Here is a 22,345-nt window from a genome sequence, read left to right as displayed (position 1 = left end):
GTGCTCCGTGGGATCGGTCGGGTCGTCCGGTCGGACTGCCTAAGGCTAGTGCGCGGGCCGGATGACGACCAAAAGATCCCCCGCGTCGACCTGCGCCGTCGCGGCGATCGCGAGTCGTTCGATCACGCCGTCGACGGGCGCCGTGATCGCCGCTTCCATCTTCATCGCCTCGATGGAGGCGACGGGCTGACCGGCCGAGACCTTCTCCCCCACCGCGGACTTGAGCGTGACGACGCCGGAGAACGGTGCCGCGACCTGACCCGGGCGCGACGTGTCGGCCTTCTCCGCCTGCCGCGACTCCACCTCGATGCTGCGGTCACGCACGAACACCGGCCGCAGCTGACCGTTGAGCGTCGTCATGACCGTGCGCATGCCCTTGTCGTCGGCGGCGCCGATCGCCTCGAGGCCGACGTAGAGGCGCACCCCGCGCTCGATCTCCACGACGTGCTCCTCCCCGGGCACGAGGCCGTAGAGGTAGTCCGCGGTGTCGAGGAGGGAGAGGTCGCCGTAGGTTTCCCGCACCGTGTCGTAATGCTTCGTGGGCGCGGGGAAGAGCAGACGGTTGAGGGCGTGACGGCGTTCGGCCGCGTCGCCCTCGAGGGCCGCGGCATCCTCGCGGGACAGGGGCGCGGTCTCGATCGTGACCGTGCGGCCCGCCAGCACGGCGGTGCGGAAGGGTTCGGGCCATCCGCCCGGAAGGTCGCCGAGCTCGCCCGCCATGAACCCCACGACCGAGTCGGGGATGTCGTACTTCTGCGGGTTGGCGGCGAAGTCGGCGGGGTCGGCCTTGACGGCGGCGAGGTGCAGCGCGAGGTCGCCGACGACCTTCGACGACGGTGTCACCTTCGGGATGCGGCCGAGGATCTCGTTGGCCGCCGCATACATGTCCTCGATCAGCTCGAAGTCGTCGGCGAGCCCCAGCGCGATCGCCTGCTGGCGCAGGTTCGACAACTGCCCGCCCGGGATCTCGTGCCGGTACACGCGGCCCGTGGGGCCCGGAAGGCCCGACTCGAACGGACGATAGAGGCTGCGCACCGCCTCCCAGTACGGCTCGAGGTCGGCGACGGCGCCGAGGTCCAGACCCGTGTCGCGCTCCGTGTGGGCGAGCGCTGCGACGAGCGCCGACAGGGAGGGCTGACTCGTGGTGCCGGCCATGGGGGCGGATGCCGCGTCGACGGCGTCGGCCCCGGCCGCGCTGGCTGCCAGCAGGGTCGCGAGCTGTCCGCCCGCCGTGTCGTGCGTGTGCACGTGCACGGGGAGGTCGAAGCGGTCCCGGAAGGCGGCGACGAGCTTCGCGGCCGCGGCCGGTCGCAGGAGGCCCGCCATGTCCTTGATGGCGAGGATGTGCGCCCCCGCGTCGACGATCTGCTCCGCCAGGCGCAGGTAGTAGTCGAGCGTGTAGAGGTCCTCGCCGGGATTGAGCAGATCGCCCGTGTAGCAGACGGCGACCTCGGCGACCGTCGTGCCCGTCGCCAGGACGGCGTCGATCGCGGGCCGCATCTGCGAGACGTCGTTGAGCGCGTCGAAGATGCGGAAGATGTCGACGCCCGTCGCCGCCGCCTCGCGGACGAAGGCGTCCGTCACCTCGGTCGGATACGGCGTGTACCCCACCGTGTTGCGCCCGCGCAGCAGCATCTGGATCGGGATGTTCGGCATCGCGTCGCGCAGCTTCTCGAGCCGCTCCCACGGGTCCTCGCCGAGGAAGCGCAGCGCGACGTCGTAGGTGGCACCGCCCCACGCCTCCATCGAAAACAGTCCCGGGGTCATGCGGGAGACGGCGGGCGCCACCGCGACGAGGTCCTTCGTGCGCACACGCGTGGCCAGCAGCGACTGGTGCGCATCGCGGAATGTCGTCTCCGTGACGGCGAGGGCGGGCTGCTCGCGCAGGGCGCGGGCGAATCCCGCGGGTCCGAGCGACTGCAGCTTCTGGCGGTACCCCTCGGGCGGCGGGGCCAGCAGGTCGATCCGCGGCAGCTTGTCGGCCGGGGCGATCGAGATCGGGTTGTCGCCGTGCGGCTTGTTGACCGTCACATCGACGAGCCAGTTGAGCAGCTTCGAGCCGCGGTCCTTCGACGCCGAGCCGGCGAGGAGACCGGGCCTCTCGTCGATGAACGAGGTCGCGAGGTCGCCGGCCGCGAAGGCGGCGTCGTCGAGGACGGCCTGCAGGAAGGGGATGTTGGTCGAGACGCCGCGGATGCGGAACTCGGCCAGCGCGCGCCGCGCCCGGGCGACCGCCGCGGGGAAGTCGCGCCCGCGGCAGGTCAGCTTCGCGAGCATCGAGTCGAAGTGCGGACTGATCTGCGACCCGGCGGCGGTCGTGCCGCCGTCGAGCCGGATGCCCGCGCCTCCGGGCGAACGGTAGGTCGTGATCTTCCCCGTGTCGGGACGGAAGCCCTGGGTGGGGTCCTCCGTCGTGATCCGGCACTGCAGCGCGGCACCGCGCAGCCGGATCTCCGCCTGCGTCAGACCGAGCTGCTCGAGCGTCTCGCCCGCCGCGATCCGCATCTGCGACTGCACGAGGTCGACGTCGGTGACCTCCTCCGTCACGGTGTGCTCCACCTGGATGCGCGGGTTCATCTCGATGAACACGTGCTCGCCGGCGCGCTCCCCCGCCGTGTCGACGAGGAACTCGACGGTGCCGGCGTTGACGTAGCCGATGGATGTCGCGAAGGCCACGGCATCCCGGTGCAGCCTCTCGCGGAGGGCGTCGTCGAGGTTGGGTGCGGGGGCGATCTCGATGACCTTCTGGTGCCGGCGCTGCACCGAGCAGTCGCGCTCGAAGAGATGCACCGTGTTCCCGCCGCCGTCGGCGAGGATCTGCACCTCGATGTGCCGCGGACGCACCACGGCCTGCTCGAGGAACATGCGCGGGTCGCCGAACGCGCTCTGGGCCTCGCGCATGGCCTCGGCGAGGGCGGGAGCGAGCTCGGCCTTGGACTCGACGCGCCGCATGCCCCGGCCGCCGCCGCCGGCGACCGCCTTGGCGAAGATCGGGAAGCCGATGTCGTCGGCCTGGGCGACGAGCGCCTCGACGTCGTCCGAGGCCTCGGTCGAGCGCAGCACGGGGACTCCCGCCGAGACCGCGTGGTGTTTGGCGGTGACCTTGTTGCCGGCCATCTCGAGCACCCGCGCGGGCGGGCCGATGAACGCGATGCCGTGCTCGGCGGCGCGAGCGGCCAGCTCGGGGTTCTCGGAGAGGAAGCCGTACCCCGGGTAGATGGCGTCGGCTCCCGACTCGCGCGCGACGCGGATGATCTCATCGACGTCGAGGTAGGCCCGCACCGGATGCCCCGGCTCGCCGATCTGATAGGCCTCGTCGGCCTTCAGCCGGTGCAGCGAGAATCGGTCCTCGTACGGGTAGACGGCCACCGTGCGGGCCCCCAACTCGTAGGCCGCGCGGAACGCCCGAATGGCGATCTCACCTCGGTTCGCAACCAGGATCTTGTGGAACATGGGGCCTCCCAGCGTCGGCGCGTCGGGGCAGAATGTGTTCCTCAGCCTAGGGGAAGGTAACGTTAGGGACCGTGCACGTACTCAGCGTCAGCTCGCTCAAGGGCGGGGTCGGCAAGACGACCGTGACACTGGGGCTCGCCTCGGCCGCGTTCGCCCGCGGTGTCCGGACCCTCGTCGTCGATCTCGACCCGCAATCGGATGTGTCGACCGGCATGGATATCCACGTCGCCGGTCGACTCAACGTCGCCGATGTCCTGGCGAACCCGAAGGAGAAGGTCGTCCGCCAGGCGATCACCTCCAGCGGGTGGGCCAAGGTGCATCCCGGCACGATCGACGTGCTCATCGGGAGCCCCTCCGCCATCAACTTCGACGGACCGCACCCGTCGGTGCGCGACGTCTGGAAGCTCGAAGAGGCGCTCGCGACGATCGAGGCCGACTACGACCTCGTGCTGGTGGACTGCGCACCGTCGCTGAACGCGCTCACACGCACCGCATGGGCGGCCAGCGACCGGGTCATCGTCGTCACCGAGCCCGGGCTCTTCTCGGTCGCCGCCGCCGACCGTGCGCTTCGCGCGATCGAGGAGATCCGCCGCGGCCTCTCCCCGCGTCTGCAGCCCCTCGGCATCGTCGTGAACCGCGTGCGTCCGCAGTCGATCGAGCACCAGTTCCGTATCAAGGAGCTGCGGGACATGTTCGGCCCCCTCGTGCTCTCGCCGCAGCTGCCCGAGCGCACCTCGCTGCAGCAGGCGCAGGGCGCGGCGAAGCCGCTCCACATCTGGCCCGGCGACTCCGCGCAGGAACTCGCGGCAGACTTCGACGCCCTTCTCGACCGCGTCATGCGGACCGGGCGCATCCCCGCCCCGGGAGCCTGATCCGCGAGGGCGCCCCCTTCTCCACCCGGCACGGCCGGTGGAGAAGGGGGCGTCAGGCCGTGCGCTTGGCCCGGCGGGCGGCGAGCTCGTCGAGCGAGTCGGGCGCCTGCGGGTCGAACTCGACGAGCGTCGACTCCACCTCGCGGAGGACCTTTCCCACCGCGATCCCGAAAACACCCTGCCCGCGGCTGACGAGGTCGATGACCTCGTCGTTGGAGGTGCAGAGGTAGACGGATGCGCCGTCGCTCATGAGCGTCGTGCCCGCGAGATCGCGGATGCCGGACGCGCGGAGCTGATCGACCGCCGTGCGGATCTGCTGCAGGGAGATGCCGGTGTCGAGCAGGCGCTTGACGAGCTTCAGGACGAGGATGTCGCGGAAGCCGTAGAGACGCTGCGAGCCCGATCCGCTGGCGCCACGGACGGTCGGTTCGACCAGCTCGGTGCGGGCCCAGTAGTCGAGCTGCCGGTAGGTGATGCCGGCGGCGCGGGCAGCGACGGCGCCGCGATAGCCGACTTCGTCATCCATCGCGGGAAGACCGTCGGTGAAGAGCAGCTCGGAGACGAAGCGGGGTTCGTCGGCGAGGTCACCAGCGGTCATCGCGTTCTCCTCGCCTCGTCCGGATCGATCTTCCCCCACGGTAGGCCACGCCCGGGCGCCCGGCAACGACATCGGCCGCGACACGCCGCAACCCCGACCGTGCGGGGTCGCTCACGGCAGGATCCGCTCGAGGGCCGCCTTCAGGAAGTGGCTGCGGACCTCGTCGAGGCGACGTGCGAGCTCGGGGCCGGCCTCGCTCGCCCGTGCTCGCGATCGTGGATCCGTGCGGTGCAGCAGCGGCGCCAGCGCCTGCTGCACGAGCGCGGCGTCCCTCTCGGCTGCCTGCCGCAGGGCGCGCATGTGCCGCGGCTCGATGCCGTGGCGGTCGAGGGCCGACATCGCCCCGAGGAGGCCGACCGCCGACTCGGGGTACGACTCCGACGCGGGGAGAAGGCCGATGGAGATGGCCTCGTTGAGCAGCTGGGCACGAGCGCCCGTCGCCTTCAGCAACTCGTCGCGACTGAATCGACGGCCGTGCGGGTGGATCGACGGCGGCGGCTGCTCCCCCGGGTGCTGCGCGTCGCGCCCGGCGTCGCGGTCCGCGAGATAGTCGCGGATGACGTGGAGCGGCAGGTAGTGGTCGCGCTGAAGCTGCAGCGCGATCCGGAGCCGCTCGACATCGCCCTGGGAGAACTTGCGGTACCCCGACTCCGTGCGCATGGGGGTGACGATGCCCTGCACCTCGAGGAAACGCAGCTTCGACGTGGTCAGCGTGGGGAACTCGGGCGTCAGCCGTGCGAGCACCTGACCGATGCTCAGCAGGCCGGCGACGGGGAGGGACCCGCGGGCCGAAGCTGCCGGCATCAGCCGTTCGCCGCCACGGGGAGGTCGACGGGCGAAATGAAGAACGTCATGCGGAACTTTCCGATACGTACCTCGGATCCGTTGACGAGCGTGCCGCGATCGACGCGCTCGCCGTTGAGGTAGGTGCCGTTGAGCGAGCGCTGATCGACGATCCCGAACTCGGACCCCGTCCGTGTGATCTCCGCGTGCCGACGCGAGACGGTGACGTCGTCGAAGAAGATGTCGGCCTCCGGGTGGCGGCCGACCGTCGACACATCGGTGTCGAGCAGGTACCGCGCGCCGGCCGTGGGGCCGGAGCGCACGAGCAGCAGCGCAGCGCGGGAGGGCAACGCCTGGATCGCGTCGAGCTCGGCCTGGCTCAGCTCGGCACCGAACGGCACGAAAGACAGGTCCGAGTCGTGCCCGAACGTCTGGGTCGTATCGGCGGGACGGTGGCCGGAATCCGCTCCTCGGCGGAGGCCGGCGACGCCGGGGTCTTGCTGCTCTGACACGCTGTCCTCCTTGGCCCTCCAGCGTAGCCGATGGGCGACCCGCCACGAGAGCGGAGCGGGATGCCCGCGCTCATGATTCTTTCCAAGAATCCGCTTCCGCGGGAACTCCGCCCCCTCGCGCCCGCGCGAGCCCCCGCCAACACCCCCCGGTTAGGCTCGTGGGATGACTCTGCCCCGCCGCCCCCGACGTCTGCCCGGTCTGCTCGTCGCGGTGGCGGCGGTCGCCCTCCTCGTGGTGGCGCCGCTGCCCGCGCACGCGCACGACGAGCTGATCGGCAGCGACCCCGAGGACGGTGTGGTGTTGGATGCCGCACCCGAGCGGATCGACCTCCGCTACAGCGCGGAGCCGCTCGCGGAACCCGGCAGCACCCAGGTGCGCGTCGTCGACCCGACGGGTGCCGAGGTGCAGTCGGGTGATCCCGAAGTGGTCGACAACGGCGTCATCCAGGCCATCTCCGCGGATCCCGCCGCCGTCGGCACATACACGGTCACGTGGCGTGTGGTCTCGAGCGACGGGCACCCCATCTCCGGCGAGCTGACGTTCTCCGTGGGCGAGGAGTCCGAGCCGGTCGCGCCGCAGGACGAGGTCGATCCCCCGTCCGATGGGATCCTGCCGCCCGTGGCGACCGTCGTCTGGATCGTGATCGGCCTCGTCGTCGTGGCCCTGGGAGGCGCGCTGGTGGCCGTCCTGATGGTCCGCGCGCGACGCCGCGACGGAGGCGCCTGAGCCGCCCCGGCGCCGGCTGGCCCTCCCCGCGCGGGGACTAGGCTTGAGACCATGCCTCATTACGATGTCGTCATCCTCGGAGCCGGCCCCGGCGGGTATGTCGCGGCCGTGCGCAGCGCCCAGCTCGGGCTGTCCACCGCCATCATCGAAGAGAAGTACTGGGGCGGTGTCTGCCTCAACGTCGGCTGCATCCCCTCGAAGGCGCTGCTGAAGAACGCCGAGCTGGCCCACATCTTCCAGCACAAGGCGAAGATGTTCGGCATGTCGGGCGACGTCTCCTTCGACTACGGAGTCGCCTTCGACCGCAGCCGCGACGTCGCCGAGGGGCGCGTCAAGGGCATCCACTACCTGATGAAGAAGAACAAGGTCACCGAGTACGACGGCCGCGGCACCTTCACCGATGCCAACACGATCGAGGTCAAGACCTCCGCCAGCGGCACCGAGACGGTGACCTTCGACAACGCGATCATCGCGACGGGGTCCACCGTGCGCCTGCTTCCCGGCGTGACCCTCAGCGAGAACGTCGTGACCTACGAGGAGCAGATCCTCTCGCGCGAGCTTCCCGGATCGATCGTTATCGTCGGCGCCGGCGCGATCGGCATGGAGTTCGCCTACGTCATGTCGAACTACGGCGTGAAGGTGACGATCGTCGAGTTCCTCGACCGGGCCCTGCCCAACGAGGACGCCGACGTGTCGAAGGAGATCCAGAAGCAGTACCGCAACTACGGCATCGAGATCCTCACCTCCACCAAGGTCGAGAAGATCGACGACCAGGGCGACAAGGTCGTCGTGAGTTACACCGGCAAGGACGGCAACGCCGGATCGATCGAGGCCGACAAGGTGCTCATGTCGATCGGCTTCGCCCCGCGGGTGGAGGGCTTCGGCCTCGACAAGACCGGTGTCGAGCTCACCGAACGCGGCGCGATCGGCATCGACGATCACATGCGCACCAACGTGCCGCACATCTACGCGATCGGCGATGTCACGGCCAAGCTGCAGCTGGCCCACGTGGCCGAGGCGCAGGGAGTGGTGGCCGCGGAGACCATCGGCAAGGCCGAGACGATGACGCTGGGCGACTACCGCATGATGCCCCGCGCGACGTTCTGCTCGCCTCAGGTCGCCTCCTTCGGTCTGACCGAGCAGCAGGCCAAGGACGAGGGGCACGAGATCAAGGTCGCGACGTTCCCCTTCATGGCCAACGGCAAGGCGCACGGCCTTGGCGAGCCCGTCGGATTCGTGAAGCTGATCGCGGATGCCGAGCACCTCGAGCTGCTGGGCGCGCACATGATCGGCCCCGACGTGTCGGAGCTGCTGCCCGAGATGACCCTCGCGCAGAAGTGGGACCTCACCGCCCTGGAGCTCGCGCGCAACGTCCACACGCACCCGACCCTGTCGGAGGCGCTGCAGGAGGGCTTCCACGGCCTGGCCGGCCACATGATCAACTTCTGATCTTTACCCGCTCGTCCCGCGAGAGTAACCTTCCCGCACACCGATGCCGCCCCACCCGAAGCCGGGGGCGGCATCGGTGTGTGGGGAGGTCGGAGTCCCAGCGCGCCCCTTCGCCCCTGCTCACGCGCGGACGCCCGCCGCTGCGCGTCCACACGCCCCTCTCCTCTGCCCAGGCGAGGACGCTTGCGCTGCGCCACCACTCGCCCCTCTCCTCTGCCCAGGCAAGGTTCATTGCCGAGCAGAGGTGGATATGGCGGCCGGCTCTCCTCTGCTCGGCAGATCCCCTCTGCTGAGCAGAGGAGAGCCGCGAGCGGAGGAGGAGGGGGCGCGACAGGGTCCGCGCTGCGGGGGCGCGGCGGCTCCGGGGCCCGGGCGCGGACACCACGGCATTTCGGGCGCGGGCTCCGGGTGCGGACGGCGCGGCATCCGGGGTTCGAGCTCGGGGCCCTAGAGGCCCAGCGCGCGCTGCAGCTTCGACCCCGACGAGGGCGGGGCTCCCCCGGCGGCGAACACCACGGCATCCGCGGCGGCGAAGAACTCCTCGCGCCAGGCCGGGTCGTCCGGGGCGGCGGGTCCCAGCTCGAGCTCCCATTCGCGCCAGCGCGTCTGCCGCCCCGCCCGCAGGTCGGTTGCGACGACGTGGTCGTCGGTGAACTCCGCGAGGACCTCCCCCGCAGCGTCCCGCAGCGCGACGGCCCGACGCGCGTTGCGCACCCGCGCCAGCGGCGAGAGCGGCTCGTCGGCCGTCCACACCGAGACGGCCTCGCGGACGCCGGCCGGGACCTGGATCTCGGACAGGTCGTCCGGCAGGTCGGCGACATCGAGCGGCCAGCCGTACTCGTGGCGCCCCTCCGGTGCGGAGGTCTTGACGTGCCACCCCTCGTCGGGACCCCCCGTGCGCCGCCGCACCGCGACCGCGGCGGCGGCCAGGGTCATCGCGGCCGTATCGAGGTAGACGGCGTCGAGATCGCGGTGCTCCACCTCGTCGACGCGCACGACCCCGGGGAGCGCGCGCAGATCGGGCAGCGCGGCATCCGCGCCGGCGTCGTAGGTGCGCTCGATCTCGATCGAGCGTGTCGGCTCAGTCGTCGGAGTGCCCGATCTCCTGGGTCTCCTCCACGAAGACGAACGTCGCCTGCGTGGGTCCGTCGTGCTCGCCGGTGCGCTCGAGCGAGCCCTCGCGACGGTACACGATCTGACCCTCGGCGTAGGGCATGATCAGCGAGTCCTGAGCGGGCTCGTCGAGCGGCACCAGCTGACCGTCGAGGGGACCGCCGGAAAGACGTGCAATAGCCATGGTTCCTCCTCCCCGGAGCCTATCCCTGCGTGCGCCGGGGAGGGCGGAGAAGTGCGGCGCGGCGGCGGCATCCCGCCCCCTATGATCGGTCGGGTGAAGGCCATCCGCACGTTCACGGTCCGCCCCGTCCTGCGCGCGCAGATCGCCGCTCTCGACGCCCTTGCATCGAACTGGCGCTGGTCGTGGAGCAGGGCGACGCACGCCCTCTTCGCCTCGATGGATGCCGCCCTGTGGGAACGCGTCGGCGAGAACCCCGCGCGCATGCTCGGCGCGCTCGGCCAGGACCGCCTCGACGCCCTCGCCGACGACGATGCGTTCGTCGATCGCGTGCGCGAGGAGGCCGAGCGGCTGCACGCCTACCTGACCGGCAAGCGCTGGTTCCAGCGCATCGAAGGCGATCGTCCCGCGCAGATCGCCTACTTCTCCCCCGAGTTCGGGGTCGACGGCTCCCTCCCGCAGTACTCCGGCGGCCTCGGCATCCTCGCGGGCGACCACCTCAAGAGCGCCTCCGACCTCGGCGTCCCGCTCACGGGCGTCGGCCTCTTCTACCGCGCCGGCTACTTCCGCCAGTCCATCGGCGACGACGGCTGGCAGCGGGAGAGCTACCCGCTCCTCGACCCATACGGCCTCGGTCTCACCCTGCTGAGAGAGGACGACGACACGCCCGTCGAGATCTCGCTCACGATCCCCGGCGACCGCGTGCTGCACGCCCGTGTGTGGATCGCCGACATCGGGCGCGTGCCCCTCCTCCTCCTGGACTCGGAGACGCCCTCGAACACCGAGGAGCTGCGCCGCGTCACCGACCGCCTCTACGGCGGCGGCGGCGAGCACCGTCTGCTCCAGGAGCTGCTGCTCGGAGTCGGCGGCGTGCGAGCGGTGCGGGCCTTCACCCGCCTCTCGGGCCGCCCCGAACCCGACGTCTACCACACCAACGAGGGTCACGCGGGGTTCCAGGGCCTCGAACGGATGTCGGAGTACATCACCCGCGACGGGCTGGACTTCGGCGCGGCTCTCGCGCAGGTGCGGGCATCCACCGTCTTCACGACGCACACCCCGGTGCCCGCCGGCATCGACCGCTTCCCGAAGGACCTCGTCGCATCGTTCCTCGGGGGCGGCCTGCTCGCGGGCGTCGACCCGCAGCGCGCTCTCGAGCTGGGCCTGGAGAGCTGGGACGGCGGCGATCCCGACGTGTTCAACATGGCCGTGCTGGGCCTTCACCTCGGCCAGCACGCCAACGGCGTCTCGCTGCTGCACGGGCGCGTGAGCCGCGGCATGTTCGGCCGGCTCTGGCCAGGCGTCGACACCGACGAGGTGCCGATCACCTCGATCACGAACGGCGTGCACCCCCCGACCTGGTTGCACCCGACGCTCAAGGCCCTGAGCGAACGCGCGTTCGGAGACGCGCTCGTCGAGACGCACGACTGGCGGGATGCCGCGGTCGTCTCCGACCGCGAGCTCTGGGACGCCAAGCAGTCGATGAAGGGCGAGCTCGTCGAGCACGCCCGCAGCGCCCTCTGCCAGCCCGACATCCTCGACCCCGGCGTCCTGACCATCGGCTTCGCCCGACGCGTGCCCACCTACAAGAGGCTCACGCTCATGCTGCGCGATCCGGAGCGCCTCACCCGCATCCTCACCGACCCCGATCGCCCCGTCCAGATCGTCGTGGCCGGCAAGTCGCACCCCGCCGACGACTCGGGCAAGATCCTCATCCAGCAGCTCGTCCGGTTCAGCCGCGATCCTCGGGTGCGCGGGCGCATCGTCTTCCTGCCCGACTACGACATCACGCTCGCCAAGACCCTCTACCCCGGGTGCGACGTGTGGCTGAACAACCCGCTCCGGCCGCTCGAGGCCTGCGGGACCTCGGGGATGAAGGCGGCGCTCAACGGAGCGCTGAACCTCTCGATCCTCGACGGCTGGTGGGACGAGTGGTTCGACGGCGAGAACGGGTGGGCGATCCCCACGGCCGACACCGCCGCGTCCGACGAGGAGCGCGACGACGCCGAGGCGGCCGCACTGTACGACCTCATCGAGCACCAGCTCACCCCGGCGTTCTACGAGCGGCAGCACGGGATGCCGGGGCGCTGGCTCGCGATGCTGCGTCATACGATGACCGACCTCGGCACGAAGGCGACGAGCGACCGCATGGTGCGCGAATACGTCGACCGCCTCTACACCCCCGCCGCCGTCCACGACGCAGCGCTGCGCGCCGACGGATTCGCGGGCGCCAGGGAGCTCGCCGCCTACACCGCGCGCGTGAGGGCGGCTTGGCCGGCCGTGCACATCGTGAGCGTCGACAGCTCCGGCATCCCGCAGCAGGCGCAGGCGGGCGGCACCGTGCCCGTGTATGCCGAAGTGGCGCTGGGGGGCCTCGCTCCCGAGGACGTCGCCGTGCAGCTCGTGTACGGCGCGACGGACGCCGACGATGCGATAGCGGCCGAGCGCCACATCGTGCGCCTCTTGCCCGAGGACGCACGGCCCGACGGGGTCACCGCCTTCCGCGGCGTCCTCCCGCTCGAGATGACGGGCACGTTCGGCTACACCGTGCGGGTGGTGCCGACGCACCCGCAGCTCGTCTCCGATGTCGAGCTGGGGCTCGTCACCTCCGCGTCGTAGCCCGTGAAGCCCTTCATCCTGATCGCGACGCGCGCCGAGGACGAACCCGCCGACGAGGAGTACGCCCTCTTCCTCCGGGCGAGCGGTCTCGACGAGCGCGACCTCGTGCGGATCCGACTCGAGGCGGGCCCCCTGCCCGCGCTGGACCTCGACGCGATCTCCGGCATCATCGTCGGCGGCGGCCCGTACAACGCCTCCGATCCGATCGAGCTGAAGTCGCCCGCGCAGCGCCGGGCGGAGGCGGAGCTGGCGACGCTGCTCGACGAGGTCGTCGCCCGCGACATCCCCTTCCTCGGCGCGTGCTACGGCATCGGCACGCTCGGGCTGCACCAGGGCGCGGTCATCGACCGCCGCTACGGCGAGCCCATCGGGGTGACGACGGTCACGCTGACGGATGCCGGGGCAGCCGACCCGCTCTTCGCCTCGATGCCCACGCGGTTCTCGGCGTTCGTGGGCCATAAGGAGGCGGCGTCGACCCTGCCGCCTCACGCCGTGCTGCTGGCGGGTTCGGCCGCCTGCCCCGTGCAGGCGTTCCGCATCGGGCGGAACGCCTATGCGACGCAGTTCCACCCCGAGCTCGACCTGCCGGGCATCACGACCCGCATCCACGCCTACGCCGGGTACGGGTACTTCGCCGCGGGCGAACTCGAGGCGACCCTGGCCGCCGCCGCGCGGGAGCCGGTGGAGCACGCCGACCGCGTGCTGGCCAACTTCGTGTCCCGTTACGCCCGCTGATCCCCCGCCGGGCGCGGGACGCCGTGGACCGCGACCTCCACGGCGGGCCGGACCTTGGCCAGCTGCGGCGCCAGCCCCAGGTCGACGAGCACGATGCGGCCGGCGAACTCCGGCCCGCGCCCCGTGACGAGGCCGGTCTTGAGGGCACCCATCGTCACGGTCGTGTCTGCGGGGAGGACGACGCCGTCGCTCTCTCCCGTGTCGGGGTGCAGTCCGCTCGGCAGGTCGACGGCGAGCACGGCGGCGTCCGAGGCGCGGATCGCGGGCGCGAGTGCCTCGACGGTCGCGCGGGCGAGGCCCCGCAGTGCGGGATCGTTCGAGGTGCCGATGCCGAGGATCCCGTCGATCACGAGCCGGTACCCGAACGCCGCGTCGCGCACGTCGTCGAGATAGCGGCAGGTCGCACCCGCGCGGCGCGCCGCCCCGAGCGCCGCGCTGTGCGCGCCGTCGGAAGTGAGGAGCATGTCGACGCGGCATCCCCCGCTCGCCAGCTCGGCGGCCGCGAAGAGCGCGTCTCCGCCGTTGTCGCCTCGGCCGGCCAGAACCAGGACGGGGCCCGGCTCGCCGTCGAGCATCGCCCGCGCCTCGGCCGCGATGGCGGAGGCGGCGCGCTCCATGAGGGGCTCGCCTGCATCCAGCAGCGGCTTCTCGGCGGCACGGACGGCCGCCGCCGTGTAGGCGGGCAGCCTCGCGGGCGACGAGCCTTCGGAGGGATGCGGCGTCGCATCCTGTGTCATCGGTGGTCCCCTTTGTCTGATGGCGAGAGCGCTTCCTCTCGCTCCTTCTCCTCGTCGCGGCGCGCGGCCGTCAGCTCGTCGGCGGCCTTCTGGACGGAACGCTCGGCACGCTTCACGCGGCGCTGCGCGAACGTCGCCGAACCGTGGCGGGATCGCACTCGATCCTGCTTCTCCTCCATGCCCGTCAGCACGTAGGCGGACGCGAGGAGCAGCACCTGGCTCGAGAGGTTGAACCAGAGCAGGAGCGCGATGAGGGCGGCGAAGGAGGCGAGCAGCGGGTTCGACCGCGCGCCGCCGACGAACAGGCCCGACAGCTGCTGCAGCACGACCAGGCCCACGCCGCCGAGCAGCGCGCCCGGCAGCACCGTCCGCACCGACACCTTCAGACCCGACAGCACGACGAACACCCCGGCGATCACGAGCACGTCGATCACGAAGACGACGGCGGTGGACATCAGCCACGTCGCCCAGCCGGCGAGGGGATGATCGGCGGGGAGCCCGAACCATCCGGCGACGACGTCGATGAGTCCCGTGGCGAGGAACGTCACCCCCGCGGCGACGGCGAGCAGGACTGCCACGCCGATCGCGACCGCGAGGTTTCGCAGCGTAGCCCACACGATGAAGATGTCCTGGTTCGGCTCGTCGGCGAGGGTGCGGATGGCGGCGCGCACCTGCGAGACGGAGCCGATCGCCGCCGCGATGAGACCGAGCGACGAGGCGACACCCGTGATGGTCAGGCCGGCGGGGGCCTGGATGTCGGAGGGATCGACGATGCCGTCCTCGCCGACGAGACCCGGGATGAAGGAGTTCACGGCATCGAGCAGCGTCTGCCACGCGACGGGATTGCCCGCGAGCCAGAGGGCCGCGATGGAGAACCCCAGCAGCACGGCGGCGAAGACCGCGAACAGGAGCCGGTAGGTGACGCTGTCGGCGAGCATCGGACCACGGTGCTCCGAGTAGAGCAGGAAGGCGCGCACGGGCTTCTTAGACAGCGCCCACGCGATCGCGCGCTGGATGATCGAACCGGATGCCGAGGTCTGCGCCATGCGTCCCAGGCTATGCCTGCCGCGGCATCCCTCGCCCGGGGTTGACACCCGGGCGGCGCGCCCCCGGGAGGACGCTCAGCCGTCCGCCCCTCTCCCGCGGATAGGATGACCGCGGGAGAGGGAGGGCTCGTGCGCGGAATCGCTCAGACGCTCGTGCTGACGGGGGCGGTGCGCGCCGCCGACATGTCGGCCGTGCTCGCCCGGTTCGGCGAGACGCCCGAACTCGAGCGTCACCTCGTCGATTCACGGGTCGTGACCGAGCTGCAGCTGGCAGAGGCGGTGGCGCTGCACACCGGGAACCGGCTGGTCGACCTCTCGAACGCCGTGCTCGACCAGTCGATCGTCTCGCTCGTGCCGGGCGCGCTCTGCCGCCGCTACCGCGTGATCCCCATCGAGCGTGTCGGCGAACGCCTCACCCTCGCGATGCTCGATCCCACCGACATCATCGCCCTCGACGACGTGACGAGCCTCACCGATATGCGGGTGGAGCCCGTGGTCGTGGCCGCCGACGCCCTGCAGCAGGCCTTCGAGCGCTACCTCCGCTCCGATGAGGAGCTCAGCGACCTGTCGGAGCAGATCGGCGAGACCGGAACCACGCCGGGCGCGGTCTTCACCGAGTCGCTCGACGAGCAGGACGCCGACGCGCCCATCGTCCGGTTCGTGAACCTGCTGATCGCGCAGGCCATCAACGACCGCGCGAGCGACATCCACGTCGAGCCGGGTGAGCACGAGCTGACCGTCCGGTTCCGCATCGACGGCGTGCTGCACGAGATGCAGCGCGCCGACCGCGGCATCCAGGACGGCATCATCTCGCGGCTGAAGATCATGTCGTCGATCGACATCGCCGAGCGGCGCCGCCCGCAGGACGGCCGGCTCTCGGTTCAGCACGAGGGACGCCAGATCGACCTGCGCGTGGCGACGCTGCCGACCGTGTGGGGCGAGAAGATCGTCATGCGCATCCTCGACACCTCGGGGCAGAGCATGGCGATGAGCGATCTGCAGATGTCGCCCGCGAACCTCGAGCGCTTCGCGGAGGCGATCCATCGCCCCCACGGCATGGTGCTCGTGACGGGGCCGACCGGGTCGGGCAAGTCGACGACCCTCTACACGGCGCTGCGGGACGTCGCGAACCCCAAGGTCAACGTCATCACCGTCGAAGACCCCGTGGAGTACCGGATCGCCGGCATCAATCAGGTGCAGGTCAACAACCGGGCGGGCCTGACGTTCGATGCGGCGCTGCGGTCGATCCTGCGCAGCGATCCCGACGTCGTGCTCGTCGGCGAGATCCGCGACCACGAGACCGCCGTCATCTCGATCGAGGCCTCGCTGACCGGCCACCTCGTGCTCTCGACGCTGCACACCAACGACGCCCCCAGCGCCCTGACGCGGCTGATCGAGATCGGCTGCGAGCCGTTCCTCGTCGCGACGGCGCTCACCGCGGTCGTCGCCCAGCGCCTCGCGCGGCGGCTGTGCGTGCGCTGCCGCGGGCCCGTCACCGAACCCACCGGCGTGCTCTCGGCGCTGGGGTTCCCGCACGACCCCGCCGACCCGCCGCAGCTGTTCCGCGCGGTCGGGTGCCCCGCGTGCTCGGGCACGGGCTACCGCGGCCGGATCGCGCTGCACGAGGTGATGACGCTCACCGAGGAGATCGAGCAGCTCGTCGTGACGCGCGCGACCGGCACCGAGATCCGCCAGACCGCGCTCGCGCAGGGGATGACCTCGCTGCGCGAGGACGGCTGGGTCAAGGTGTCGCAAGGGCTGACGACGATCGAAGAGGTGCTGCGCGTCGCGGCGTGAGCGGCGTCGCGCTCAGCCGGTGGCGCCCATCTCGCCGTAGAGGCTGAAGATCGGCATGTACAGCGAGACGACCATGCCGCCGATGATGATGCCGATGCCCACGATGAGCACGGGTTCGATCGTCGACGCGAGCTGGTCGGTCGCGGTCTCGACCTCGTTCTCGTAGACGTCGGCGATGCTCGCGAGCATGTCGGCGAGGGTTCCCGACTCCTCCCCGACGGACACCATCTGGGCGACCATCGGGGGAAACACCCCCGCCTTGGCAAGCGGCACCGAGAACGACCGGCCCTGCCGGACCGAATCCTGGATGTCGTGAACCGCGCGCTCGACGGCCCAGTTGTTGGATGCCTGTCCCACGATCGCCAGGGCCTGCAGCAGCGGCACGCCCGCGTGCAGCATCATCGAGAGGCTGCGGGCGAACCGCGCGACGGCGATCTTCGTCACCAGTGTGCCGAACACCGGCATCCGCAGCTTCAGCGGGTCCATGACGCGCCGCACCCGATCGGTCGTGCGGTTGCGCACCCACCAGACCCAGCCCAGCCCGGCCGCGACGCCCAGCAGCGGCAGGATCCACATCATGTTCTTGGACAGCGTCACGAGCAGCTGCGTCGGCAGCGGCAGCTCCGATCCCATCCCCGCGAACATGCCCTCGAAGATCGGCACGATGAACGTCACCATCGCCAGCACTCCCACGAGCGCGACCACGAGCACGACCATCGGGTAGGTCGTCGCCGTGCGGATCTTGTTCTGCAGCTCCGCCTCCCCCGCGTAGGTCTTCGCGATCGACGCGAGCGACTGCCCGAGGAATCCGCCGGTCTCCCCCACCCGGACGATGCTGATGAGCAGGGGCGGGAAGACCTTGGGATGCCGCGCGAGCGCCGCCGAGAACGACGACCCCGACTCGACATCCGCATGCACCGACACGAGGGCGCGCTGGAGCGTCTTGTCCTCGGTCTGCTCGATGAGGATCGACAGGGTGCGCATGAGCGGCAGGCCGGCGTTGGTGAGCCCTGCCATCTGCTTGGCGAACATCGCCAGCTCGGCGACCTTGACGCGCTTCTCGAAGCCGGGGATCTGCAGCTCGGCGTTCAGCCCCGTCTTCGACACGGCGGAGACCTGCAGCGGCGTGAGCCCCTGGGCGCGCAGCTTCGCGGTGACGGCGTGCTCGCCGGCGGCCTCGATGACGCCCTTGACGACGCCCCCGCCCGTGAGGTCGACGGCCCGGTAGCTGAACTCCTGGATGCTCGGCATCACTGGCTCCAGCCGGAGAGCTGCCGCTCGCCCCCGTGCATCGACCACGCATCGGCGTCGAGCTCCGCGGGTCGCACGCGCACGTCGTCGAGGCTCTTGGGATCGGCCGCATAGCTCTTCGCCACGGCGAGGGAGACGGTTCCGGCCTCGACGAGGCGGCGCAGATCCTGATCGAGGGTGTGCATCCCGAGGGCCGATCCCGCCTGCATGGCCGAGTAGAGCTGCCCCACCTGCCCCTCGCGGATGAGGTTGGCGACGGCGGGCGTGTTCACGAGCACCTCGGTCGCTATCGTGCGGCCGGCGCGCTGCGCGAGGGGCAGGAGGCTCTGACTGATGATCCCCTGCAGCGTGTCGCCCAGCTGCGTGCGGATCTGATCCTGCTGGTGCGAGGGGAAGACGTCCACGATGCGGTTGATGCTCTTCGCCGCGCCCTGCGTGTGCAGCGTGGAGAGCACGAGGTGGCCGGTCTCGGCGGCCGAGAGCGCGGTGTGGATGGATTCCTGGTCGCGCAGCTCACCGATGAGGATCACGTCGGGGTCCTGACGCAGGATGCGCCGCAGCGCTTCGGCGAACGAGGCCGTGTCGGTGCCGATCTCGCGCTGGTGGACGAGCGAGCGCTTGCTCGTGTGCTGGAACTCGATCGGGTCCTCGATCGTGATGACGTGCGCGGGCAGCGTCGAGTTGATGATGTCGACCATCGCCGTGAGCGTCGTCGACTTCCCCGAGCCGGTGGGGCCCGTGACGAGCACGAGGCCTCGGGGCCGCAGCGCGAGGTCGCCGCAGATGGCCGGAGCGCCGAGCTCGGCAAGCGTCGAGACGCGGGTGTTGATGAAGCGCAGCGCGACGGCGGTCTGCCCCACCTGGCGGAAGACGTTGACGCGGAAGCGCCCGAGATCCGGCGCCGTATAGGAGAGGTCGACCTCGCCGTGCGCGGCGAAGTCGGCGCGCTGGTCAGGCGTGAGGATTCCCTCGACGGCCGCCTCGAGCCACGCGGCCGGCAACGGCTCCGTGAACCCCGGCACGGGGGCGAGGTCGCCGTCGATGCGCAGCTGCGCCGGCGCGCCGGCCGTGAGGTGCACGTCGGACGCGCGGGCGGATGCCGCGGCGTGCAGGATCGGGTCGAGGGTGGGGGTCATCGGGGCCTCCTTAGCCGTCCAGTCGGACGAAGGTCAGTGCGGCGACGGTCAGGTCGTAGCCGTCGGTCGTGGGCGAGAGCGCGGCGTGCTCGATCGAGACGAGTCGCGGACCGCGGCCGAGCGCGTCGATGAAGGCGACCGCCTGCGCCGGGTCGGCGGCCTGCACGGCGATCGAGAAGGGCACCTGCGTGCGCGGCGATTCCGCGTCGGGAGCAGGCTCCGCGCCGGGCTCCGCGCCGGGCGGGGCCGACGGTGCGGGGGCGGGGGTGGATGCCGCGGCCTCCTCGGGCACGGTGGCCGCGGCATCCTGCTGGTCGGAGTCGGCCGCGGCGGGCTCGGTCCACGTCTCCGGGTCGACGGCGGCGACGCTCACGACGGTCACGCCGGTCTCGGCGGCCGCGGCACCGACGATCTCGAAGACGTCGTCGCTCTGGGCGTCGGCGGGGATCTGCTCGCGCAGCTCGGCGACGTCGGCCGAGATCGCGTCGAAGCGCGCGGCGTCGGCGCGGAGCGACTGCACCTGCGCGTCGTACACGACGTTGCCCTGCTCGACGGTGGCCGCCGCCTGGTGGGTCTGGTCGGCCTTGAGGAACAGCGGCAGCGCGGCGAGGAGCACCCCGGCCAGCAGTGCGCCCAGCACGACGAGCGCGCCGGCGACGTTGATGAGCTGTTTGGCGATCATCCGGTGGGCTCGCTCTCTGCGACGGCGTCATCGGCGGCGGGCGCGTACGCGTCGGAGTACACGCTCTGGTCGAAGGTCACGGTGAGCCCGTAGACGTACGTGCGCGCCGCCCCCTCGCCGGTCTCCGACGTGACGTCGCGGGCGTCCGCCGAGAGCACGCCGGGAAGCGCGCGCACCGCGCGGACGGCGGGAGCGATGTCGATCGCGGTGGGTGAGGCGAGCGTCAGGCTGCCTTCGAGGCCCGGCGTGGTCTCCCGCTCCTCCTCCCCGACCGGCACCCCTCCGACGGTGAGATCGAAGCCCGTCAGCCCGACCCCCTCCGGCAGGGCGGGCGCGAGGGTGTCGAACACGCCCTGCCACCGGAGATCGGCGGCCATCGCCTCCGAGCGGAAGGCGGTGAGCTCCGCCTCGGTCGACAGCGCCCGACGCACGTCCTGCAGCGTCGCCAACTGGGCGAGCAGCTCGGTCGTGCGGGTCTGCGCGGCGGCGTGACGCTGGTCGGCGGCGAGGGTCATCGTGTAGGCGGCGGCGCTGAGGGCCAGGATGCCGGCGAGAGCGGCGACGAGTCCCCAGCCCCACCGGCGCAGCAGGGCGTCGCGCTCTCGGCGCTGCGTCTCGCTGCGGGGCATGAGGTCGACGGTGGGCGGGCGCGTCATCGCAGACACGGCGGCGGGCCGGTTCAGCGGCAGGCGCAGCTGCCTGCGGCGCGGCGTCAGGCGCGAGACCACGCGGGCACCTCCCTCAGGAGCACACCGAGCGCGGGCACCAGGTCGAGCGGCAGATCGCCCTCGGACGGCGCCCCCGGCCCCGGCAGCAGCTCGCCGGCTGTGACCGCGAGCATCGGCACGCGCACGGCCTCGCCGAGCGCCGCGTCCATGCCGGAGGCGGCGAATCCCGCGCCGCTGACGAAGACGCCGGAGACCGGGCGGATGGCGCCGGGCCGCTCATCGTAGAACGTGATCGTGTCTTTGACACGGGCCACCATCTCCGTCACGACGGGGTCGAGCGATCCCGCGCGCGCCGACGCCCGTGCGCGCAGGGTGGGGACCGACGGCGTGTCGAGACTCGGGGCGCCGTCGGCCGCGCCCGACATCCCGCCCGCCAGCGCCAGCTCGCGCACCGGCGCGGGCACGGACGGATCGCCGGCGCCCGCGCGGGCCGCGTCCGTGCGACCCCGCACGACCGCGGTCGGCAGCGTCGCGGGGATGATGCGCACGAAGCGCGGCACGCCGGCATCCACGATCACGACGCAGCTCGTGTGATCGCCGAGGTGCACCATGGCGACGCAGTCGGTCGGGGCGAGCTTCTGCGCGGCCCGGGCGAGGCCGAAGGGTGCGAGGTCGACGACGTCGACCTTAAGGCGTGCCTTCGCGAGCGTGCGGATGAGGGTCTCGACCGTCTCGGCGACGGCGGCCACGAGCAGGCCGTGGATCTTCCCGTCGTGCTCCAGCGTGGGATAGAAATCGAGCACGGCCTGCGCGACGGGAACGGGCAGAAGGTCCTGCACCTGGAAGGGCAGCGCCTGGCGCAGGTGCTCGGGCTTCATGGCGGGCGCGACGTGCTCGCGCACGAGGATGCGGCGGCTCGCGATCGCGAGCACGACGCGTCGTGCGCGGAATCCCCCGCGCGACCAGAGCTGCTTGACCGCGACGGCCACGGCATCCGGGTCCAGCACCTCGGAGTCGCGCGCGGCGCCCGGCGGCAGCGGCACCTCGGCGGCCGCCACGACCGCGGGGGTACGCCCCGTGCTCACCTCGACCGCGCGGACGCTCTCCTCGGTGATCTCCAGTGCGATGCGTGTCTTCGCCACGGTGCCCCCTTCTTCCCGCTCAGGCGGGAATCGCCCAGTCGATGTACGCGCGGGCGATCTGCTCGCCCGCAACGATGCCCACCCACGCGCCCGCCAGCATCCACGGGCCGAACGGGATGGCGGTGCGCCGACCCGCCCGCTTGATCGCGACCAGGGCGAGGCCGACGACACCGCCGAGCGCGAACGCGGCGAACCCGCCGACCGCGAGGGCGCCCCATCCGATCCAGCCAAGGCAGACGCCCACGAGTCCGGCGAGGCGCACGTCTCCGCCGCCCATGCCGTCGGGGCGGATGACACGCAGCAGCGCGTAGATGACGTAGAGGATGACACCGCCCGCGAGCGCGCGCAGCAGGTTCTCGACCGGCGCGCCGGCGAACCAGGCGGAGGTGAACAGCGCCAGCACGGCGACCGCGCTCGGCAGCACGATCGCGCGCGGCAGCAGCTGGCGGTCGAGGTCGGTGAGGGTCAGCACGACGCTCGCGGCGGCGAACCACAGATAGGCGGCGAGGACGAGCGCGCCGGGCGCCGGGCCGCTGGCCGGCGCGGGAGCGGCGTACAGCGCCAGCCACGTGACGGCGACGAAGGCGACGCCGGTCATCGCCTCGACGAGCGGGTACCGCGCCGAGATCGGCGTGCGGCACGACGCGCACCGGCCCCGCAGGGCCAGCCACGATAGCACCGGCACGTTCTGCCACGGGCGCACCGGTGCTTCGCATCGAGGGCAGCGGCTCTCACGGGTGAGGGGGATGCCGGCGGGCACGCGGTAGGCGACGACGTTGAGGAACGAGCCGATGACCAGGCCGAAGAGCCCCGCGAAGGCGAGGATGAAGACGATGAATGCCGTCAT

20 protein-coding genes are annotated in these 22,345 nt (G+C 71.5%); 6 read left to right on the top strand and 14 right to left on the bottom strand.

Annotated features, from left to right (window positions below; genetic code table 11):
* Positions 1–45 precede the first annotated feature (45 nt).
* Positions 46–3,453 (bottom strand): pyruvate carboxylase, encoded by a 3,408-nt coding sequence (locus RYJ27_RS04365; RefSeq protein WP_330171529.1) that lies wholly within the window; start codon positions 3,451–3,453, stop codon positions 46–48.
* A 71-nt stretch (positions 3,454–3,524) separates the two neighbouring features.
* Here RYJ27_RS04365 and RYJ27_RS04360 point away from each other — a divergent pair, with 71 nt between their 5' ends.
* Positions 3,525–4,325: a ParA family protein gene (locus tag RYJ27_RS04360; protein WP_330171528.1), complete on the top strand. Its 801-nt coding sequence runs from the start codon at positions 3,525–3,527 to the stop codon at positions 4,323–4,325.
* Between the two features lie 52 nt (positions 4,326–4,377).
* Here RYJ27_RS04360 and RYJ27_RS04355 read toward each other — a convergent pair whose 3' ends face one another.
* The 3 genes from RYJ27_RS04355 to RYJ27_RS04345 form a co-directional block, all read right to left on the bottom strand.
* Entirely contained in the window at positions 4,378–4,923 is a 546-nt protein-coding gene (locus RYJ27_RS04355; protein WP_330171527.1) for a MerR family transcriptional regulator, read from the bottom strand.
* Between the two features lie 111 nt (positions 4,924–5,034).
* Positions 5,035–5,727 carry a transcriptional regulator FtsR gene (gene ftsR / locus RYJ27_RS04350; RefSeq protein ID WP_330171526.1) on the bottom strand — a complete coding sequence of 231 codons (693 nt, stop codon included), beginning with the start codon at positions 5,725–5,727 and terminating at the stop codon, positions 5,035–5,037.
* Positions 5,727–6,218 (bottom strand): FHA domain-containing protein, encoded by a 492-nt coding sequence (locus RYJ27_RS04345; RefSeq protein WP_330171525.1) that lies wholly within the window; start codon positions 6,216–6,218, stop codon positions 5,727–5,729. The genes ftsR and RYJ27_RS04345 overlap by 1 nt, the downstream gene beginning before the upstream one ends.
* A gap of 163 nt (positions 6,219–6,381) precedes the next feature.
* Between RYJ27_RS04345 and RYJ27_RS04340 the strand changes: the two genes are divergently transcribed.
* Together RYJ27_RS04340 and lpdA are read left to right on the top strand one after the other, a co-directional pair.
* Positions 6,382–6,945, top strand: coding sequence for a copper resistance protein CopC (locus RYJ27_RS04340; RefSeq protein WP_330171524.1), 564 nt, complete (start codon positions 6,382–6,384; stop codon positions 6,943–6,945).
* Between the two features lie 51 nt (positions 6,946–6,996).
* On the top strand, positions 6,997–8,394 hold the full coding sequence (gene lpdA, locus RYJ27_RS04335) for a dihydrolipoyl dehydrogenase (protein ID WP_330171523.1): 1,398 nt from the start codon (positions 6,997–6,999) through the stop codon (positions 8,392–8,394).
* A 447-nt stretch (positions 8,395–8,841) separates the two neighbouring features.
* Here the strand turns inward: lpdA and RYJ27_RS04330 are convergent, their stop codons facing one another.
* Positions 8,842–9,456 carry a CYTH domain-containing protein gene (locus RYJ27_RS04330; protein WP_330171981.1) on the bottom strand — a complete coding sequence of 205 codons (615 nt, stop codon included), beginning with the start codon at positions 9,454–9,456 and terminating at the stop codon, positions 8,842–8,844.
* A gap of 19 nt (positions 9,457–9,475) precedes the next feature.
* Positions 9,476–9,691 carry a response regulator gene (locus tag RYJ27_RS04325; protein WP_330171522.1) on the bottom strand — a complete coding sequence of 72 codons (216 nt, stop codon included), beginning with the start codon at positions 9,689–9,691 and terminating at the stop codon, positions 9,476–9,478.
* Between the two features lie 93 nt (positions 9,692–9,784).
* On the opposite strand from RYJ27_RS04325, the gene glgP reads away from it, so the two are divergent.
* Positions 9,785–12,304, top strand: coding sequence for an alpha-glucan family phosphorylase (gene glgP / locus RYJ27_RS04320; protein WP_330171521.1), 2,520 nt, complete (start codon positions 9,785–9,787; stop codon positions 12,302–12,304).
* Between the two features lie 3 nt (positions 12,305–12,307).
* Positions 12,308–13,039, top strand: coding sequence for a glutamine amidotransferase (locus RYJ27_RS04315; RefSeq protein WP_330171520.1), 732 nt, complete (start codon positions 12,308–12,310; stop codon positions 13,037–13,039).
* On the opposite strand, the gene RYJ27_RS04310 is transcribed toward RYJ27_RS04315, so the two are convergent.
* Together RYJ27_RS04310 and RYJ27_RS04305 are read right to left on the bottom strand one after the other, a co-directional pair.
* Positions 13,027–13,776 carry an NAD(P)H-hydrate epimerase gene (locus RYJ27_RS04310; RefSeq protein ID WP_330171519.1) on the bottom strand — a complete coding sequence of 250 codons (750 nt, stop codon included), beginning with the start codon at positions 13,774–13,776 and terminating at the stop codon, positions 13,027–13,029. The two genes, RYJ27_RS04315 and RYJ27_RS04310, sit on opposite strands and share 13 nt — an antisense overlap.
* A complete protein-coding gene (locus tag RYJ27_RS04305) occupies positions 13,773–14,822 on the bottom strand; it encodes a YihY/virulence factor BrkB family protein (protein WP_330171518.1) in 1,050 nt (349 codons plus the stop codon). Before RYJ27_RS04305 ends, RYJ27_RS04310 begins: the two co-directional genes overlap by 4 nt.
* A gap of 129 nt (positions 14,823–14,951) precedes the next feature.
* On the opposite strand from RYJ27_RS04305, the gene RYJ27_RS04300 reads away from it, so the two are divergent.
* Complete coding sequence (locus tag RYJ27_RS04300) at positions 14,952–16,619, top strand: GspE/PulE family protein (RefSeq protein ID WP_330171517.1); 1,668 nt, start codon at positions 14,952–14,954, stop codon at positions 16,617–16,619.
* Positions 16,620–16,631: 12 nt separating this feature from the next.
* On the opposite strand, the gene RYJ27_RS04295 is transcribed toward RYJ27_RS04300, so the two are convergent.
* From RYJ27_RS04295 to RYJ27_RS04270, 6 genes are read right to left on the bottom strand one after another with little or no spacing between them, the layout of a single operon-like run.
* Positions 16,632–17,870: a type II secretion system F family protein gene (locus RYJ27_RS04295; RefSeq protein WP_330171516.1), complete on the bottom strand. Its 1,239-nt coding sequence runs from the start codon at positions 17,868–17,870 to the stop codon at positions 16,632–16,634.
* Positions 17,870–19,006 (bottom strand): type IV pilus twitching motility protein PilT, encoded by a 1,137-nt coding sequence (locus RYJ27_RS04290; protein WP_330171515.1) that lies wholly within the window; start codon positions 19,004–19,006, stop codon positions 17,870–17,872. Before RYJ27_RS04290 ends, RYJ27_RS04295 begins: the two co-directional genes overlap by 1 nt.
* A gap of 10 nt (positions 19,007–19,016) precedes the next feature.
* Positions 19,017–19,688: a hypothetical protein gene (locus RYJ27_RS04285; RefSeq protein WP_330171514.1), complete on the bottom strand. Its 672-nt coding sequence runs from the start codon at positions 19,686–19,688 to the stop codon at positions 19,017–19,019.
* Positions 19,685–20,416 carry a hypothetical protein gene (locus RYJ27_RS04280; protein ID WP_330171513.1) on the bottom strand — a complete coding sequence of 244 codons (732 nt, stop codon included), beginning with the start codon at positions 20,414–20,416 and terminating at the stop codon, positions 19,685–19,687. The genes RYJ27_RS04285 and RYJ27_RS04280 overlap by 4 nt, the downstream gene beginning before the upstream one ends.
* Positions 20,401–21,498, bottom strand: coding sequence for a type IV pilus biogenesis protein PilM (gene pilM, locus RYJ27_RS04275; protein WP_330171512.1), 1,098 nt, complete (start codon positions 21,496–21,498; stop codon positions 20,401–20,403). Before pilM ends, RYJ27_RS04280 begins: the two co-directional genes overlap by 16 nt.
* 19 nt (positions 21,499–21,517) lie before the next feature.
* Positions 21,518–22,345 carry a prepilin peptidase gene (locus RYJ27_RS04270; protein WP_330171511.1) on the bottom strand — a complete coding sequence of 276 codons (828 nt, stop codon included), beginning with the start codon at positions 22,343–22,345 and terminating at the stop codon, positions 21,518–21,520.

Source organism: Microbacterium limosum (assembly GCF_036324365.1).
GTDB lineage: Bacteria > Actinomycetota > Actinomycetes > Actinomycetales > Microbacteriaceae > Microbacterium > Microbacterium limosum.
The sequence above is the reverse complement of the archived record's forward strand: the minus strand, read 5'-3'. Positions and strand labels throughout refer to the sequence as shown.

Excerpts from the sequence above, each read along its gene's own strand:
- RYJ27_RS04365 (WP_330171529.1), bottom strand. The coding sequence starts at position 3,453 with ATGTTCCACAAGATCCTGGTTGCGAACCGAGGTGAGATCGCCATTCGG.
- RYJ27_RS04355 (WP_330171527.1), bottom strand. The coding sequence starts at position 4,923 with ATGACCGCTGGTGACCTCGCCGACGAACCCCGCTTCGTCTCCGAGCTG.
- ftsR (WP_330171526.1), bottom strand. The coding sequence starts at position 5,727 with ATGCCGGCAGCTTCGGCCCGCGGGTCCCTCCCCGTCGCCGGCCTGCTG.
- RYJ27_RS04340 (WP_330171524.1), top strand. The coding sequence starts at position 6,382 with ATGACTCTGCCCCGCCGCCCCCGACGTCTGCCCGGTCTGCTCGTCGCG.
- lpdA (WP_330171523.1), top strand. The coding sequence starts at position 6,997 with ATGCCTCATTACGATGTCGTCATCCTCGGAGCCGGCCCCGGCGGGTAT.
- RYJ27_RS04325 (WP_330171522.1), bottom strand. The coding sequence starts at position 9,691 with ATGGCTATTGCACGTCTTTCCGGCGGTCCCCTCGACGGTCAGCTGGTG.
- RYJ27_RS04310 (WP_330171519.1), bottom strand. The coding sequence starts at position 13,776 with ATGACACAGGATGCGACGCCGCATCCCTCCGAAGGCTCGTCGCCCGCG.
- RYJ27_RS04305 (WP_330171518.1), bottom strand. The coding sequence starts at position 14,822 with ATGGCGCAGACCTCGGCATCCGGTTCGATCATCCAGCGCGCGATCGCG.
- RYJ27_RS04295 (WP_330171516.1), bottom strand. The coding sequence starts at position 17,870 with ATGCCGAGCATCCAGGAGTTCAGCTACCGGGCCGTCGACCTCACGGGC.
- RYJ27_RS04290 (WP_330171515.1), bottom strand. The coding sequence starts at position 19,006 with ATGACCCCCACCCTCGACCCGATCCTGCACGCCGCGGCATCCGCCCGC.
- RYJ27_RS04285 (WP_330171514.1), bottom strand. The coding sequence starts at position 19,688 with ATGATCGCCAAACAGCTCATCAACGTCGCCGGCGCGCTCGTCGTGCTG.
- RYJ27_RS04270 (WP_330171511.1), bottom strand. The coding sequence starts at position 22,345 with ATGACGGCATTCATCGTCTTCATCCTCGCCTTCGCGGGGCTCTTCGGC.